At 66.8% G+C, this 16,215-nt stretch carries 16 protein-coding genes and 2 pseudogenes; 5 read left to right on the top strand and 13 right to left on the bottom strand.

Annotated features, from left to right (window positions below; all coding sequences use genetic code 11):
• On the bottom strand, positions 1–794 hold a 794-nt coding region (locus tag CLG85_RS25495), incomplete at its 3' end, for a peroxidase family protein (RefSeq protein ID WP_311735041.1).
• Positions 795–1,040: 246 nt separating this feature from the next.
• Between CLG85_RS25495 and CLG85_RS25490 the strand changes: the two genes are divergently transcribed.
• On the top strand, positions 1,041–1,925 hold the full coding sequence (locus CLG85_RS25490) for a formate/nitrite transporter family protein (protein WP_095881757.1): 885 nt from the start codon (positions 1,041–1,043) through the stop codon (positions 1,923–1,925).
• Here CLG85_RS25490 and CLG85_RS25485 read toward each other — a convergent pair.
• From CLG85_RS25485 to CLG85_RS25440, 10 genes and pseudogenes are all read right to left on the bottom strand, one after another.
• Positions 1,922–2,545 carry a YitT family protein gene (locus CLG85_RS25485; RefSeq protein ID WP_095881758.1) on the bottom strand — a complete coding sequence of 208 codons (624 nt, stop codon included), beginning with the start codon at positions 2,543–2,545 and terminating at the stop codon, positions 1,922–1,924. The two genes, CLG85_RS25490 and CLG85_RS25485, sit on opposite strands and share 4 nt — an antisense overlap.
• 56 nt (positions 2,546–2,601) lie before the next feature.
• Positions 2,602–3,834 carry an NAD(P)/FAD-dependent oxidoreductase gene (locus CLG85_RS25480; protein WP_260350242.1) on the bottom strand — a complete coding sequence of 411 codons (1,233 nt, stop codon included), beginning with the start codon at positions 3,832–3,834 and terminating at the stop codon, positions 2,602–2,604.
• On the bottom strand, positions 3,827–4,603 hold the full coding sequence (locus CLG85_RS25475; protein WP_095881543.1) for a TetR/AcrR family transcriptional regulator: 777 nt from the start codon (positions 4,601–4,603) through the stop codon (positions 3,827–3,829). Before CLG85_RS25475 ends, CLG85_RS25480 begins: the two co-directional genes overlap by 8 nt.
• 183 nt (positions 4,604–4,786) lie before the next feature.
• Positions 4,787–5,251, bottom strand: coding sequence for a YbaN family protein (locus tag CLG85_RS25470; protein ID WP_311735040.1), 465 nt, complete (start codon positions 5,249–5,251; stop codon positions 4,787–4,789).
• A gap of 23 nt (positions 5,252–5,274) precedes the next feature.
• Positions 5,275–5,494, bottom strand: a pseudogene (locus CLG85_RS28040) (hypothetical protein); the annotation flags it as partial.
• Between the two features lie 5 nt (positions 5,495–5,499).
• Positions 5,500–5,628 (bottom strand): annotated as a pseudogene (locus CLG85_RS25460) (helix-turn-helix domain-containing protein); the annotation flags it as partial.
• Between the two features lie 265 nt (positions 5,629–5,893).
• Positions 5,894–6,172, bottom strand: a complete 279-nt coding sequence (locus CLG85_RS25455) for a hypothetical protein (protein ID WP_095881542.1) — start codon at positions 6,170–6,172, stop codon at positions 5,894–5,896.
• 255 nt (positions 6,173–6,427) lie between these two features.
• Positions 6,428–7,009, bottom strand: coding sequence for a DUF1190 domain-containing protein (locus CLG85_RS25450; RefSeq protein WP_095881541.1), 582 nt, complete (start codon positions 7,007–7,009; stop codon positions 6,428–6,430).
• Between the two features lie 23 nt (positions 7,010–7,032).
• Positions 7,033–8,247: a glutathionylspermidine synthase family protein gene (locus CLG85_RS25445; RefSeq protein WP_095881540.1), complete on the bottom strand. Its 1,215-nt coding sequence runs from the start codon at positions 8,245–8,247 to the stop codon at positions 7,033–7,035.
• A gap of 192 nt (positions 8,248–8,439) precedes the next feature.
• Positions 8,440–9,219: an META domain-containing protein gene (locus CLG85_RS25440; protein WP_095881539.1), complete on the bottom strand. Its 780-nt coding sequence runs from the start codon at positions 9,217–9,219 to the stop codon at positions 8,440–8,442.
• Positions 9,220–9,530: 311 nt separating this feature from the next.
• Here CLG85_RS25440 and CLG85_RS25435 point away from each other — a divergent pair, with 311 nt between their 5' ends.
• Positions 9,531–10,001 (top strand): hypothetical protein, encoded by a 471-nt coding sequence (locus CLG85_RS25435; RefSeq protein ID WP_095881538.1) that lies wholly within the window; start codon positions 9,531–9,533, stop codon positions 9,999–10,001.
• Between the two features lie 70 nt (positions 10,002–10,071).
• Here CLG85_RS25435 and CLG85_RS25430 read toward each other — a convergent pair whose 3' ends face one another.
• Positions 10,072–11,448 (bottom strand): YncE family protein, encoded by a 1,377-nt coding sequence (locus CLG85_RS25430; RefSeq protein WP_095881537.1) that lies wholly within the window; start codon positions 11,446–11,448, stop codon positions 10,072–10,074.
• Positions 11,449–11,731: 283 nt separating this feature from the next.
• Between CLG85_RS25430 and CLG85_RS25425 the strand changes: the two genes are divergently transcribed.
• The 3 genes from CLG85_RS25425 to CLG85_RS25415 all read left to right on the top strand — a co-directional run bounded on the left by CLG85_RS25425 (position 11,732) and on the right by CLG85_RS25415 (position 14,594).
• Complete coding sequence (locus CLG85_RS25425) at positions 11,732–12,751, top strand: TRAP transporter substrate-binding protein (RefSeq protein WP_095881536.1); 1,020 nt, start codon at positions 11,732–11,734, stop codon at positions 12,749–12,751.
• Positions 12,752–12,834: 83 nt separating this feature from the next.
• On the top strand, positions 12,835–13,812 hold the full coding sequence (gene denD, locus CLG85_RS25420; protein ID WP_095881535.1) for a D-erythronate dehydrogenase: 978 nt from the start codon (positions 12,835–12,837) through the stop codon (positions 13,810–13,812).
• 14 nt (positions 13,813–13,826) lie between these two features.
• Positions 13,827–14,594, top strand: coding sequence for a FadR/GntR family transcriptional regulator (locus tag CLG85_RS25415; RefSeq protein WP_095881534.1), 768 nt, complete (start codon positions 13,827–13,829; stop codon positions 14,592–14,594).
• 185 nt (positions 14,595–14,779) lie between these two features.
• Here the strand turns inward: CLG85_RS25415 and CLG85_RS25410 are convergent.
• Positions 14,780–16,215 (bottom strand): peroxidase family protein (locus CLG85_RS25410; protein WP_260350241.1); only part of this gene is annotated, 1,436 nt, incomplete at its 5' end.

The raw sequence follows: 16,215 nt of genomic DNA, 5'->3' as shown, positions 1-16,215 counted from the left end.
CCGGCGGTCAGCGCCGCGGTTTCCTCGTCGTTCATCGCCATGCGGGCAAAGGTCTCGCGGACCATGGCTGCGGTGCGCATCGGGTCCGGCTGGCCGTTCACCCCCTCGGGGTTCACGTAGATGAGGCCCATCTGCACCGCCGAGAGCGGGTTCTCGAGCGAGGCGGGGTCGGTCACGTCGCCGTAGCGCGTGTCAGAGGGCGCGAGCCATTCCTTCTCGGCGCCCCAGTAGACGTCCTTCTCGGGGTGCCAGATGTCCTCGCGGCCGAAGCCGAAACCGAAGGTCTTCAGGCCGGCGACCTCATAGGCGATGGTGCCCGAAAGGATCATCAGGTCGGCCCAGCTGATCTTGTTGCCGTATTTCTTCTTGATCGGCCACAGGAGGCGGCGGCCCTTGTCGGTGTTGACGTTGTCCGGCCAGCTGTTCAGCGGCGCGAAGCGCTGGTTGCCGGTGCCGCCACCACCGCGGCCATCGGCCAGGCGGTAAGAGCCCGCCGCGTGCCACGCAACGCGGGCGAACATGCCGACATAGGAGCCCCAGTCGGCGGGCCACCATTCCTGGCTATCCTTCATGAGCTGGCGCAGGTCGTCCTTCAGAGCCTCGATGTCGAGCGACTTCAGCTCTTCGCGGTAGTCGAAGGCCGGGGCGAAGGGCTTCGTCTTGGCATCGTGCTGGTGCAGGATGTCGAGGTTCAGCGCGTTCGGCCACCAGCTGGTGACCGAGGTTGCGGTCGAGGTCTGACCGCCGTGCATCACCGGGCAACCGCCCGTGGGTTTCACATCATTTCCGTCCATCGTTGGCTCCGGCATTCGCTGCGTTGGGTTGTTCGATGCGGGGCCGCTCCGCCATTGGCCCTCGGGCCAGTGGGGTGATCAGACACCGCGTGCCCAAGGGTCTAAAGGCCACGATCCATAAACGGAAATCGTATTTTTTTTGATTTGCGATAGGATTTGATTATTCCGCTACCCCGCATCTGGACATGCGGGGCCGGGAAGGGGTCTTTGACGGGAACTCCTGCCACTCTCGACGGTTCCAAAGGGATGAAAGATCTTGGCAGCCCCTCCCGTACCTCCGACACCAGCAGCGAAACGGTCCACCGCCCCGCCGAGGAGCGCTCGATCGACAGCGCTTCGCGGCTCTCGGCACGGCTGATCTACGAGGTCATTCGCCGCGACGGCGAGGAGGAACTGAATCGTCCCGCGGTCTCGCTGATCTGGTCGGGGCTGGCGGCTGGGATCCTGATCAGCCTGTCGGTGATCGCCCAGGCGGTGCTGCTGACCTACCTGCCAGACGCCGGTTGGACCGTGCTGGTCGAGAGCCTGGGCTATTCGCTCGGCTTCATCGTGGTGATCTACGGGCGGATGCAGCTTTTCACAGAGAACACCATCACCACCGTCATGCCCGTTGTGGCACAGCGCTCGGCCACCTGCCTGCGCAAGATGGTTCGGCTCTGGGGCATCGTGCTTTCGGCCAACGTGCTGGGGGCTGTGATCGCCTCGGGCTTCCTGCTGCTGCCCGGGGTGCTGCCGCCGGAGCTGACCGAGAGCCTGCTGGCGGTGGCGCGTCACGGGGTCGAGGGCTCGGCGGGCGGCAACTTCGTGCGCGCTATGCCCGCCGGGGTGCTGATAGCGGCGCTGGTCTGGGTGATGCCCGGCGCGCGCGGCGAGGCTCTGGTGATCGTGCTGGCGATGACATGGCTGCTGGCTGTTGCGGGCTTTGCCCATGTCATCGCCGGGTCGGTCGAGGCGGGGCTGCTGGTCTGGCAGGGCCGGCTCGGCATCGGCAGCGCGGTCCTCGACTTCTTCCTGCCGGTGCTCGCGGGCAACGTCGTGGGTGGCACCGCGATCTTCACGCTGGTCACCTGGGGCCAGGTGAAGAACGAGGTGGCCCAGGCGGATGACGCATCCGCAGTGCCTGGGGGTTAAGCGGCTTCGGGCGCGCCAGCGGGCGTGTTGCCGGTCTGCTGGATGCGGAAGTTCCAGGCGATCACCGCGTTCAGCACTGCCGCGCCGACAAAGGAATAGACCACCAGCTCAAGCGGCAACACGAAGCAGGAGACGAGGAAGACCACCGCGTCGAAGCTCATCTGGAACCAGCCGGTCTTGAAGCCGGTCTTCTCCTCGACGATCAGCGCCAGCACACCGAGGCCGCCGGCGGAGGCGTTGTGGCGGAAGAGCGCGATCAGGCCGGCTCCGGCGCTGGCCCCGGCAAGGATCGCGGCGACCAGCGGCGGAAGCTGATCAAAGGAGACCCAGCGCTGCAGCAACGGCGCGGTGACCGAGATGCCGACCACCGCCGCGATGGTGCGCAGGGTGAAAGCCTTGCCCCGGCGCTTCCACGACAGCCAGAAGAACGGCAGGCTGACGAGCAGGAAGATCGCCCCGAAATCGAGTGGCAGCACATAGGACATAAGCACCGAAAGCCCGGCGGTCTGGCCGGTGATCAGCCCGGCGGCCTTGAGGAAGACGACGCTGAGACTGGCCATGAGGATGCCGAAGGCGATGCCTTGCGCGTCATAGAGGGACATCGGGGATTTGAGCTTCATCGGGGAGGTCTCCAGCGGGGCGTCTTCGGGGTGGGAGGCGGATCGGGGCAGGACGGTCAGAATCGGTGGCCGGGCGCGAGGGCGCGGGAGAGATCGCTCTCTTCGCCGTCCAGCGCGGCGGCCAGAAGGGTCGCGGTCGTCGGGCCGAGGGTGAAACCCTGGTGGCCGTGGCCAAAATGGAACCACAGACCCTTGTGGCGGGGCGCGGCGCCGGCGAGGGGCAGCATGTCCGGCAGACAGGGGCGGGTGCCGGACCATTGCGGCTCGGCGACGCGGGCGCCGATCTCCAGCATGTCCGACAGCGCCGCGCGGCCGCGGTCGAGCTGGCGCAGGTCGGCGGGCGCGGTTCGGGAAACCAACGCGGCGCCGGTGGCAATGCGCAACCCTGCCTGCATCTGGCCCGCGACGACGCCGTTGTCCATGTCGACGATGGGCCGCAGCGGCGGCCGCGCGGAGGCGAAGTGACCGTGATAGCCGCGCTTGTAAATCATCGGGATGCGATAGCCGAAGCTGCGCAGCAGCCTCGGCGACCACGGGCCGAGGGCCACCACCGCGTGTTCGGCCTCGGCCCGTTCGGCGACCGTGGTGACCCGCCAGCCGCCGCCGGACTGGGCAAGGCTGGCGGCGTCGCCCTCCAGCAGCCTCCCGCCGCGGCTGGCGAAGAGCTTGGCATAAGCGTGCACCAGGCAGCCGGGCGCGTTGCAGCTCCAGCTGTCGGACCAGTGGATCACCCCGGCGGGATCGGCGCGCAGGGCAGGGTCCTCGCGCCGGTACTCGGCGCCCGAAAGCGCCCGGTGCCGGATGCCGTAGTCGCGCCGCAGCCGCTCGGCATCGGCCGCATCCGCCTCGAAGGCGGCGCGGTTGCGGTAAAGCTGCACCAAGCCCTCGCGCGAGATCATGTTGCCCGCGCCGGCGGCCTCGATCAGCGGCGCGTGATCACCGGTGGCACGGGCGGTGAGCTGGGCATAGGTGCGGGAAATCCCGGCATGGCGGCGCGGCGCGGAGTTGCGGAAATAGGACCAGAGCGCCGGGGTCATCTGCGCAACCCCGCGTAGCGACCATGTCACGTCGTTGCTGCGGCCGGTGGCGAAGGACCAGAGCGTGCCGAGATTGCGCGGCAGCCCATAGGGTTCCGCTGCCTCGGCCTGGATGATCCCGGCATTGCCGAAGGAGGTCTCGCGGCCCGGCGCACCCCGGTCGACGAGGCTCACCGCATGGCCGCGCGCCTGCAGCGCCAGCGCGGTGGAGACGCCGACCATGCCGGCACCGAGGACGAGGATTTCAGCCATGGGAAGGCTCCGAGAGTGCTATGGTTGCAGGCCGCGCGGCCCGGAGGGCGAGCCCGTCGATCAAGAGCTCCAGCAGCGCGGAAAAGCTCTCCTCATAGGAAACCTCCGCACCGTTCTGCCAGCGCAGCACGAAGATGCGGTTGGCGAGTTGGGGCAGCGCGGCATGGGTCAGCGGATAGGCCTCGGGGTCGACCGCGGCGAGGCGCTCGGCGACGCGGCTTTCCCAGGCACCGTCCTCGGAGAGCGGCGCGGGCGCAAGTTCCATCGTCACGAAGCCGCAGAGCCCGCCAATCAGCGCGTTGAAGGCATCGCGGAGCGCCGTGCCCTGAAAGCCGCCGTCGGCCAGCGCACGCAGCACCGTCTCGATCCAGTCGAGGCTGGAATTGCCGTTGGATTTCATCTGCGCACCGAGCAGCGGCGATATATTGGGGTGGCGGTGGACCGCGGCGCGATAGGCGTGAAAGACCTGGCTCAGCCGTTCGGTCCAGGGCGCGTTCGGGTCCTGCGCGGCGACAAGCCCGCCGGTGATCGTCGCCGCGATGGCGGCGAAGAGGTCCTCCTTGGAGCCACCCACGTGCCAGTAGATCACCGCCGGAGAGACGCCGAGCCCGCGCGCCAGTTCGCGCAGCGAGAAGGCCGAGAGCCCCCGGGCATCGATCTGCGCAATCGCGGCCTCGACGATCTGCGCACGGGTCAGGCCGATCGCGGCGGCGCGCCCGCGGGGCGGCTTGGCGACAAAGGTGCCCTGCTTATCCGCAGCACTGCTCACAACGCAGACCTTGCCGATCCGCGCCGCAGGCGGACGGTCAGGCGCTGGTAATGCGGGGCTGTGTCGGGCATGGGCGTGGTTCCTGTGGTGGGGTCCGTTCCGCCATAGCCCATCAATTGAACGGCGTTCAATTGAAAAATCGCCACATCGCCGGATTGGATGTGGCGTGCAGAGGACGCAATGTCAGCGCGGACCGTTCGGCCGGCTCAGCACAAATGCCGCGGCGCCGCCCATGCAGACTAGCTGGATGAGCAGCACGCGGTTCGGCACCGCGAGCCAGACACTGAGCGTCAGTGCCGCCAGCATCATGCTCACCGCCAAAGCCTTGTAGCGCGGCGCGATGGCGCCATGCGCGGTCCAGTCCGCGATCATCGGGCCAAAACGCGGATGCTCGACGAGAAACCGGTGCAGCCGCGGCGAGCTTTTCGAGAAGGCGAAGGCCGCGAGAATCACGAAGGGCGTTGTCGGCAGAAGCGGGAGAACGATCCCGATGACGCCTGCGCCAAGCGCCAGCCCGCCAAGTGCCAGCCAGGCGATCCGCAGGCGACTGCGCGGCGGCGGTTGCGGTTCTTCTGGGCGTTCTGGACTCATCTGAAGCTCGAATGCGGGGTTCCGGACGATCAGATAGCGCAGGTTGAGGCGGAACAATAGCTCAGGAGGCGCCTGCGGGCCGAGGAGGGGTCGCAGAACCACGCCTGGATACCGAGCTGGGCCCGCAGGTGCGGCCATGACACAAATTCCGAGCCAAGGTCGAAGGTGATGGACCTGCGGTCCGCCAGGGGCAGATCCCGCACCGCCTTGACGATCTTGCCCCTCTCGGCAGATTGTTTCGCAATCGCCTCCCGGGCAGTGCATGATCGGTTTCGTGCGCCTGTTCGCGTTCTTCAGCAGCCGTTCTTGATCACGCGGTAGACCGTCGAGCGATGCCGACCGATCTCTGCGGCAATCGTGCTGACCGGCAGCTTTGCGTTCAGCATGTCTTCGATCCTGCGCCGCTCACGCAGGTCCAGCTCTTTGTGCGCCATTGTCCGTTCTCCTTGCTTTCCAGCAAGATAGGGGATTTGTCGCAACCCAGTTTAGAAAGTGCCCCGCTTGCATGCAGTCATCCCATAATTAGCATTATGGTAAGATGACAAACGGCCTGAGCCACGAAATCGATTTGAACCGAATATATGGCTGGAGCGAAGTCCGCACCTTGAACCGTGGAGGACGGCACGACGCCAAGAACCTCTCGCAAAGCCATGATCCTGGGAGATGGCAAGTCCCGCACGTCGCTTCAAAGGTGCATCGTCAGGTCTGACGGCGCTCCCGTCCTGGGACCGGCAGCGGCTCGGTCTCCGACCGCTGGTGCCGTGCATTCGATCGGCGCAGGGACAGCAGGAAAAGCGCGAGGATCATCACGGCGGGTGTGGCCAGATAGGCCACGAGTACGATCAGTGGATGCGCTCCGGCGCCCCAGAGCACGAGACCCGCGAGCACACCGATGCTTCCGGAAAGCGCCGCAATCACGAAGCCGCCGCCCGAGGCAACAACCCGTTCCGTTTCAGACACGTTCTTCTTTTGGTTCATGCTTCTCCCTCTCCAGGCACGTTTCAGAAACCGAGCCCAGCAGCATGAATGACACAGAGAAACCCTTAGAAACCCAACAGCCATTTCCCTGCCCGACCGGAAATGTCTTGGAAAACACAACATGGGGGCAGAATGTTACCCTTAGCATAACGCCGGGTAAGTTACCTAGCTCTAAATGCAAACAGTCGTTCGCGCCATGGTAGAGAGCCACAATATGGGGTTGCCCATCGGCGGGATCCTTCCGCCGCGCGAGCGTCAGCCGCCGAAGGTGCCGCGGGCTGCGCCGGTGCGTCCAAAACCGCCGCGCGAGGCCGCAGCGGCGCGCGACATCGGCGGCTTGCCCACCGTCGCCGGGGGCTTGGAGAACATGCTGGTGCCGAGCTTGGCGCGGCCCGAGTTGCTCGAATATGTGCTGGCACCGGTGGCGTTTGTGAAGCGCCCGTCGGGGGTGCGGTAGAGCGGCTGCGCCGCCGCCATTCCCGAGCGTCCGCCGAGCATGTTGCCGATCAGGTAGCCCGCCAGCAGCGGCATGAAGATGCCGCCCGAGCCGCCCTGGACCTGCTGCGCCTCGCTGCCGCAAGCGCCCTCGCCGTGCTGTTCTTCGCAGACCTGCAGGCTGTCGTAGCGCGGCGCGGATTCCACGTGCAGCGTCTCGGCCTCGGCAAAGGCCGTGTCGCAATCCTGGGCCGAGAACATGCCACCGGTGAGCGCGGCGCTGCGGCAGCTCTCGAGATCGGGAAAGGCTTCCGCGTCGACCTGTTCCTCGCGGCAGCCCGCGAGGGTGAAGGACGCGGCGCCGACAATCGCCAGCGCGACGGTTCTGGAACGTTTACGCATCTTGATCTCCCTCTGGCCGCGCGTCAGTCGCGAATGAAATGCGGTTTGAACCGCGACAGGTCCTGCGTGATCCGGGCGCGGTCCTCGCGCATGCCGATCCCGGCGCAGCTCTCGCCGACCATCCAGGCACCGACCACAGGGCGGAAGCCCTCGAAGACCGGCAGCGGTTGGTAGGCCTGCACCACGCGCGGATGTTCCTCGTATCCCGCATCGGGCGCGGCTTCCAGCAGGTTTCCCTGCTCGAAGATGCGCACCGAGGCACCCTCACGCGAGAAAATCGGCTTGCTGACATGGCCTTGCGCGAAGACCTGCGCGCTCCGCTGGAAGGCCTCGGGGCCGCTTTCGCGGCCGGCGAGCGCCTCGGCCACCTCGTCCTCGAAGAAGGCCGGCAGCAGGTTCGGGTGGCCCTCGAACATCCGCCAGAGCACTGGCAGCAGACCTTTGTTCGACAGCACCGCCTTCCAGGCGGGCTCGAGCATCAGGCAGCCCGCGGTACGCAGGTGGTCGGCGTAATCATCGCGCAGCAGGTCTTCCCATGGGTACAGCTTGAACAGCGTCCCGATCACCCGGTCCTCGGAGTCGATGAACTGGCCGTCGGTGCTGATGCCGAGTTTTTCGAGGTCGCTGTAATGCGCGCCGAGATCGGCCTCGCGCGCGGCCCAAGCCATGGTCTCGACGGTGCCGTAATCCTCGGGGTTCCCGGCGGCGGCGGCGAAATGCAGGTCGGTGCCCGGCGCAAAGAGCGCGCGGAAGCGCTCGACCAGCGCCTCGTGGATGCCGTTGAACTGGTCGTCGCCCTCGCGCAGCACGCCGGCCTCGATCTGATCCTCGAGCCAGAGCCACTGGAACGAGGCGCTCTCGTAAAGCGAGGTGGGCGTGTCGGCATTGTATTCCAGCAGCTTCGCGGGCCCCTGCCCGTCATAGGCAAAATCGAAGCGCCCGTAGATCTCGGGATCGCCGCGCTGCCAGCTCTCGGCCACGAGGTCCCAATGGGCATGTGGAATGCCGAGCCGGGTCATCAGCTCCTCGCTCTGCACGATCTCGGCCGCCGCCTCGCGGCACATGCCGTGCAGCTCGGTTGCCGGGTCCTCGAGGTCGTCCTCGATTTCCTTCAGCGTGAAGCGATAGGCCGAGGTCTCGTCCCAATAGGGCTCTCCATGCATGTCGGCAAAGGTGAAGCCGAGCTCTTCGGCCTTCTCGCGCCAGGTCGGGCGCTCGGTCAGGGTGAGTTTTTCCATGCAGGTCTGTCTTCGGCCTCCTCGGGGCGGATCGGCGCCTCCCGGACAGGATCGCTCGGGAGTAGTCAGCGCGGATCAGCCGGCTCCGCTGATATAGGAAGCCCCTGCGGAGCTTTGAGGCCCCGTGGCGAAATTGCCGCAACGGAGCCCGGGTTTTTTTCGCCGCGGGCGGGGCGTTGAAAGGCGCGCGCCCTACTCCGGCCGTTCGGTCAGGCGCAGCACCGTGACGCCCGACGCATTGGTGAGGCTCAGGTTCTTGCCGTTGCGCACGTAGCCGGTGGCCTGTTCCAGAGCCGCGACCATGTCCTGGTCGAGCTTCATACGCGGCTCCGGGCAGGCCCGGCGGGTGCCGGCCAGTGGCTGCACGATGGTCAACGTGCCGTCACCGATCTCGGCCCGGCCCGAGAAGCGGTTGCAGCCGCCGTACATGGAAAAGCCGCCATCGTCGTTGAAGGCCATGCTGGGCGGATCCTCGGTCACCAACATGCGGCCGCCGATCTCGAAGGCGGCCCACTCGATGCCGGTGATGCGGGGCATGTCGGCGACCGGCGCCGAGGCCATCTGCTCGAGCACGATCTCGGGGCGCGCTGGTGCGTCGCGGGTGATCGCCGGGAAGGCGGTGGTGGTGCGCAGCAGCACGGTCTCGCCCTCGCGCACCTTGCCCGCCACCACGTAGCTCATCCGGTCGTCGATCTGCGCGTCGTCATAGGGGAGCTTGACGATCGCCGGCAGCACCTCGATCCGGTAGCGATGGGACGAGAGCACCTCGGCGGGCGCGTCGGCGCGGGAGACGTCGAGCAGCTCCACCTCGAGCAGCGCCTCGGGCGGCAGGCTCGCGCCCTCGGCAAGGCGCACCACGACGGGCAGATCGACGGTCTCGGCCATGGCCGGCATCCCTCCGAGGCTGGCAAGCAGGGCAATCACCCCCGCGGGTCTGAGGGCCTGGCGGACCAGGGGTCGAAAAATGCGCATGTCACCTCTCCTTCCGGGCTCTGCCGCATCGGCTGACGCGGGCCGTGCGCCTGCCCTTCCGCTGTCCGGAGGGCGCGGCAGGCGTCGTCGGCATGATGACCCAAGCCCTCGCGCCGGGCAAGCCGAGCACCCGCTGCGTCGGCGCAGATTTGCCAAGACCTGCCAATGTGATGAGGGCGATCGGCGGGGGCGACGGACGGCTTCCGCTGTGCTAGGCTCGCGGCGTATTCACCGACGGGCGCAGCGCAAAGCAGGATCCCCGGCACCAAGCAACTTTTGACCACGACTTTTGACAAGGTGAGGATTTTGCCATGGCACGGCGCCAGCGATCGCCCAGATATGTCACGACCCTGATGATGGCCCTGATCGGGGTGCTGCTCATCGCGGCCTTCATGGCCGAAGATGCCGCGGCCAAGGGGGATGTCACCTGGGCCGACCTGCCCAAGGGGCTGATGCTCCGCTACCTTCTGGCGATGGCGATCGGCGGCGCGCTCTCGGGCTGGCTGCTGGCGGGCATGTTCGGGCGCGGCGGTCTTGGCGGCTTCATCCTAGGCTTCATCGGCTCGGTGCTGGCGACGCTGGTCGCAGGGCTCTTCGGAAGCGCCGCCGGCCTGCTGCCGGACCTGCTGCGCGACGGCTGGTCGAGCTCGGACCTGGTCCCCATCTTCTACGGCCTTGCCGTGCTGCCGCTGGCCTTCGCGGGGCAGCCGCTGCTGCTGGCGGGCTGGATGGTGATCATGCTCTTCACCCATCTCTGGGCACGGCGGGTGCGAACGGGCTGAGACACGCCTGAAAAATGAAAAACGGCAGCGCGGTCGCGCTGCCGTTTGCCTGCATCAAGATGCCCTGCCCTTACGGCTTCAGCGTCACATGGCTGATGTGATCGCCGGTGGCATCCTCCTGCCCCTTGCTCTTGTTGACCACATAGACGCCGCCATCCGCCGCGGCGATCAGGTGGTTGGGGAAGCTGCCGATCTGCGCCTTGGCTACGACCTCGCCCTCGGGCGAGACGGCAACCAGCGAATCCGAGCCGCGCACCGCGACCCAGGCCAGATCGTTCGCCACGTCGAAGGCGATGTTCAGCGGACCCGCGCCGACCGGCACGTCGTGCAGCGTCTCGCCGGTGGCGGCATCGACGATCAGCACGTTGTCGGTGTTCACCCCGGCGGTGAAGATGCGGTTGGTCTTGGCATCATAGCCAACCCCGATGGTGCGCTTCGACAGGGGCAGCGCGTAGACCGAGGTCTCCTCGCCCGAGGCGAGATCGACCACGGCGACCTCGTCGGTCTCGAGGCTGACCACGTAGAGCGTGCCGCTGTCCGCGTCGATATGCATGCTCGCCGTGGCGAAATCGGCGCCTCGCTTGCCCGAGCTCAGCTCGATGGGCGCCAGCTCCTCGAGCGTCGCCGCGTCGAAGACATGGATCGTCGGCTCGAAGGTCGCGGTCACATAGACCTTGCCATCATGCGCCAGCGCGTCGCGGGGGTGCGGCACCGAACCAGCCTCGAACTGCTTGACCAGCGACAGGTCCTCCCCCGCGTAGACGGCGACGGTGTTCTGCCGGGTGTTGGTCACCCAGACCTGCCCCTGTGCATCAACGCCCACGCCGTAGACCGCGAAGACCCCTCCGTCGCGTCCGTCCGGGCCGTCGGGCGCATCCTGCGGCGTGGCCTCGGCAAGGATTTCCAGCGTTTGCGGGTCGAGCTTCATCAACTTGCTCTGTGTCACCGGCGGGCGGCCAACGGCCGAGGTCACATAGAGAACATCTTTCCCCGCGGCGACCTGGTAAAGCCCCGGTGCCAGCTTCTGCGAGGTGATCTCCAGCGTGCCGCTGTCGGGCAGTACCGGCGAGACCTTGAGATCGACGGTCATGGCATAGGCGGGATCTGCGATCTCGGCGACCACCGGGTAGAGCCCCGGCTCGGCCCCCTCGGGGATGTTGACCTCGGTACGGAACTCGCCCTTGTCGTCGGCGGTCACCGGGGCGCCCTCGTTCAGTGCCACGCCGTTCTGGCGCAGGGTGACGCTCTGGCCGGGCAGGAAGCCCTTGCCGCGCACCTCGGCGATGCTGCCCGCGGTAATTGGCGCACGGTTCAGCCCTTCGGCGATCATCTGCCCGTCGAAGCCCTTGGCGAGCCCGGTGAAGGGATCACAGAGCGCGGCGCCGGCCATCAGGGTGGAAAGCGCGATCCCGCAGACGCCGGAGCGGAGTGCCGTGACAAGGGACATGGAGGTCCTCCTTTGAAAACGCGGGCTTGCCGCGTGAAATGTCGATGGGCTGGCTCGGACCCGCGGGCTCCGTGGCTCTGCGACTTGGCGCAGTCGGCACCTGCCTAGGATGACTGACTTTTCCAGTCAAGTATTCATGACTCCCGGCTGACACGCCCGTGAACGCCCGGTCGTCGTTGGCGGCTCTCCGCAAAGCCGTGCGCCATATTGCCGGATTGTCTGGCAATCAGGGAGACCTCTTGCTACGGATGTGGTCGGAGGACGATTCACAGGGAGGAAATTCATGTCCAAGACACTCATCGCCGTTCTGGCCGGAACGACGCTTTTGGCCGGCGCCGCGAGCGCCCAGACCACGCTGCGCATCCAGACGCACCAGTCGCCGGAATCGGTCTCTGGTCAGCTCGTGCGCGATTTCGTCGAGCAGGTGGAGACCATGTCGGGCGGCTCGCTCGACATCGAGATGTTCTACAGCTCCGCCGTCGTCGCCTCGGCCGAGACCTTCGGCGCCGCCGCCACCGGCATTCTCGACTGCGACATGACCAACGCGAGCTACCAGACCGGCCTCAACCCGGCGTTCCAGTTCGTCGCCGACACCATGGGCGGCTACGACACGCCGCTGCAATACCTGAGCTGGATTTCGCAGGGCGGCGGCCGCGAGGCGATCAACGAGCTCTACAACGCCAACGGCATGGAGTTCGTCGGCGCCTACCTCGGCGGGCAGGAGTCAATGAACTCGACCGCGCCGCTGGCCGGGATCGATGATCTCAAGGGCTGGAAGTTCCGCTCGCCGCCGGGGATGGAGTCGGAGATCTTCGCCGAGCTGGGCGCGACCCCGGTGGTGATGGACTTCACCGAGATCTTCACCGCGCTGGAGACCGGCATCATCGACGGCGCCGATGCCTCGACACTGGCCAACAACGTCGGTCTCGGCATCTACGACATCGCCAAGCACACCACCTTCCCCGGCTTCCACTCGATGAGCTCGGACCACCTTGCCTGCAACAAGACCGTCTGGGACGGGCTCGAGCCGGCGCAGCAGGCGATCCTGCACTCGGCGATGGACAGCCTCGCACTGAACCTGATGATGCGCACCATCGTGCAGAACGGCGAGGCGCTGACCGCGCTGCCCGAGAAGGGCGTAACGATCTACGACTGGTCTGCCGAGGACCGCGCCGCCTTCCGCAAGGCCGCGATCAGCCGCTGGGACGTCTGGGCAGAAAAGACCCCGGAAGCCAAGGCCATGGTGGAAAGCCACAAGACCTTCCTGAAGCGCATCGGCCTCGGCCAGGACAGCGCGAACTGAGAGTTGCCGGGCGGCCCGCAAGGGCCGCCCCTCCCCAATGACCATGGCGGGCCGCTTCGGCCGGGAACACGGAAAGACAACACATGAACGTTCTGATCATCGGCGGCGGTGGCTTCATCGGCCGCAAGGTCGCCCAAAGCCTCGCCGCTCGCGGCAACCTGCGCGACGCGCCCATCGATAAGCTGACGCTGGCCGACATCGCCAAGCCCGAGCCCGTCGGGGCCCCCTTCCCCGTCGAGACCCGCGCCTGCGACATCACCGACCGCGCCTCGGTCGACGCGCTGATCGACGATGACACCGACGTGATCTTCCATTTCGCCGCTGTCGTTTCCTCCCATGCCGAGGCCGATTTCGAGGCCGGCATGAAGGTCAACCTCGACGGCACGCTCAACGTGCTGGAACGGTGCCGGGCGCTCGGCACCTGCCCGGTGGTGGTCTTCACCTCCTCGCTCGCGGTCTTCGGCGGCGAAGTTCCCGACCCGATCACCGATTACACCATCCCCAACCCGCAGACCTCCTACGGCATGCAGAAGGCGATCGGCGAGCTGCTGCTCAACGACTATTCGCGCAAGGGCTACGTCGACGGCCGCGGCTTCCGCCTGCCGACCATCTCGGTGCGCCCCGGCAAGCCGAACCGCGCCGCCTCGTCCTTCATGTCCTCGATCATCCGCGAGCCGCTGAACGGCGAGCCGGCGATCTGCCCGGTGGACGAAGCGCAGGAGCATTTCTACCTCTCGCCAAGGCGTTGCGTCGAGAACCTCATCAAGGGTGCCGAGCTCGACGCCGAGGATCTCGGGATGCAGCGCTGCATGACCATGCCCGGCCAGCGCCTGTCGATCCGCCAGATGATCGACGCGCTCACCGCCGTCGCCGGGCCCGAGCCCGCGAAGCTGATCAAGTGGGAAGAACAGCCCGAGGTTGCCGCCATCGTGCGCGGCTGGCGCTTCGACTACCGCTTCGACAAAGCATTGGCGCTGGGGCTTGAAGCCGATGCGAGCTTCGAAGAAAACGTGCGCTATTACATGGAAGACGACCTTCCGAAAGCGAAAACCCCGGCCTGAAACCGAGACCTGCCATGCTGACCCCGATCGTCCAGACCCCGCGATACCGGCTGGTGGCCGAGGAGATCGCCGCGCGCCTCCGCGCCGGCGACTTCGCCCCCGGCACCAAGATGCCCGCGGACAAAGACCTGGTTGCCCAGCTCGGGGTCAGCCGCACCACGGTCCGCGAGGCGATGATCGCGCTCGAGCTGATGGGCTACGTGGTCACCCGCTACGGCGCCGGCGCCTTCGTGGCCGACCCGCTGCCGGTGGCGCAGGACGCTATGCAATCCGAGACACCGAGCCTGCCCGGCTTCTTCGAGCTGGTCGAGGCGCGTTTCGTCATCGAGCCCGAGATCGCCGCCATCGCCGCCAGCACCGTTACACCGGCGCAGATCGCCCAGTTGAACCGCTGTATCGAGGGCATGTGCGACACCCGCCTGCCCTTCGACCGGATCGAGGCGCATGACCGCGAGTTCCACCTCATCGTCGCGCGCTCCACCGGCAATTCGCTCTTTGTCACGATGGTCGAGGACTTCTGGCACGCCCGCCAGCGCTACCCGGAATGGACGCGGCTCAACAACCGCCAGAGCGCGGAGGACATCGCGCGCTTTTCCCGGGACGAGCATGTCGCCATCGTCGACGCCCTCTCTGTTGGCAATGCGGAGGCGGCCCGCGCCACCATGGCGCACCATTGCCGCAACTCGGGCCAGCCGCTGCTGGAGCGCTGGCATCGCTTCGAGGGCGAGGCCGTCGGCGAGGAGGTCTTGCACCGGCTCAAGGCCCGTGCGGGTCAGGGCTGATCCTTTCAGCGGGCGCTTTCGGGCATGGCCGCTTGGGAAAAGAGGGGGCTCCGCCCCCGGCCTGCGGCCTCCCCCGGGATATTTCATCCTAGAAGAAAGGGCAGTGTCTTTCTTCCGTTGCCTGAAGGCGAAAAAAGGCCCGCACCTCGGGGAGGTGCGGGCCCTTCTTCAACTTGTGCGCGGGATCACTTCAGGTCGAAGCGGTCGGCATTCATCACCTTGGTCCAGGCCTTGGCGAAATCGGCGACGAACTTCCCGGCGTTGTCGTCCTGGGCGTAGACCTCGGCATAGGCGCGCAGGATCGAGTTCGAACCGAAGACGAGGTCCATCCGCGTCGCGGTCCATTTGACCGCGCCGGTCTTGCGGTCGCGGATCTCGTAGAGGCCGCCTCCCGTGGGCACCCAAGTGTAGGCCATGTCCACGAGGTTGACGAAGACATCATTGGTCAGCGCGCCCTCGCGGTCGGTGAAGACGCCATGCTTGCTGCCGCCGTGGTTGGTGCCCATGGCGCGCATGCCGCCGAAGAGCACCACCATCTCGGGGGTGGTCAGCCCCATGAGCTGGGCGCGGTCGAGCATCAGCTCCTCGGCCGAGACCACGTAGTCCTGCTTGAGCCAGTTACGCAAGCCGTCGGCCAGCGGCTCGAGCGGATCGAAGCTCTCGGCGTCAGTCATCTCGTCCGTGGCATCGCCGCGGCCCGGCGCGAAGGGCAGCTTCAGGTCGACACCCGCAGCCTTGGCGGCCCGCTCGACCCCGAGGTTGCCCGCCAGCACGATCACATCGGCGATCGAGGCGCCGGTCTCGGCTGCGATGGGCTCGAGCACCGACAGCACCTTGGCGAGGCGGTCGGGCTCGTTGCCCACCCAATCCTTCTGCGGTGCAAGGCGGATGCGCGCGCCATTGGCGCCGCCGCGCATGTCCGAGCCGCGGTAGGTGCGGGCGCTGTCCCAGGCGGTGGCGATCATCTCTGCATCGCCAAGGCCGGCGGCGGCGATCTTCGCCTTCACCGCGGCCACATCGTAACCGGTTGTCCCCGCGGGGACAGGATCCTGCCAGATGAGATCCTCGGCGGGCACGTCCGGGCCGAGGTAGCGGGCTTTCGGGCCAAGATCGCGGTGGGTCAGCTTGAACCAGGCGCGGGCGAAGGTGTCGGAGAAATACGCGGGATCGGCCATGAACTTCTGGCAGATCGCATTGTAGATCGGGTCGACCTTCATCGCCATGTCCGCATCGGTCATGATCGGCATGCACTTGATCGAGGGGTCCTCGACGTCGGCGGGCATGTCCTCTTCCTTGATGTCGACGGGCATCCACTGCCAGGCCCCGGCCGGGGATTTCTTCAGCTCCCACTCGTGGCCGAAGAGCATGTCGAACCAGCCCATGTCCCATTGCGTGGGATGGGTGGTCCAGGCACCCTCGATGCCCGACACCACGGTGTCGCGGCCGATGCCGCGGCCCTTGGTGTTCATCCAGCCGATGCCCTGGTATTCGGGGCCGGCGTCCTCGGGGTCGGGGCTGAGGTCGGCGGGGTTGCCGTTGCCGTGGCTCTTGCCGATGGTATGCCCGCCGGCGGTCAGCGCCGCGGTTTCCTCGTCGTTCATCGCCATGCGGGCAAAGGTCT

Source organism: Alloyangia mangrovi, from assembly GCF_002300555.2.
Classification (GTDB): Bacteria; Pseudomonadota; Alphaproteobacteria; order Rhodobacterales; family Rhodobacteraceae; genus Salipiger; species Salipiger mangrovi.
Note: the sequence above shows the minus strand (reverse complement) of the source record. Positions and strands in the feature narration are given on the sequence as shown.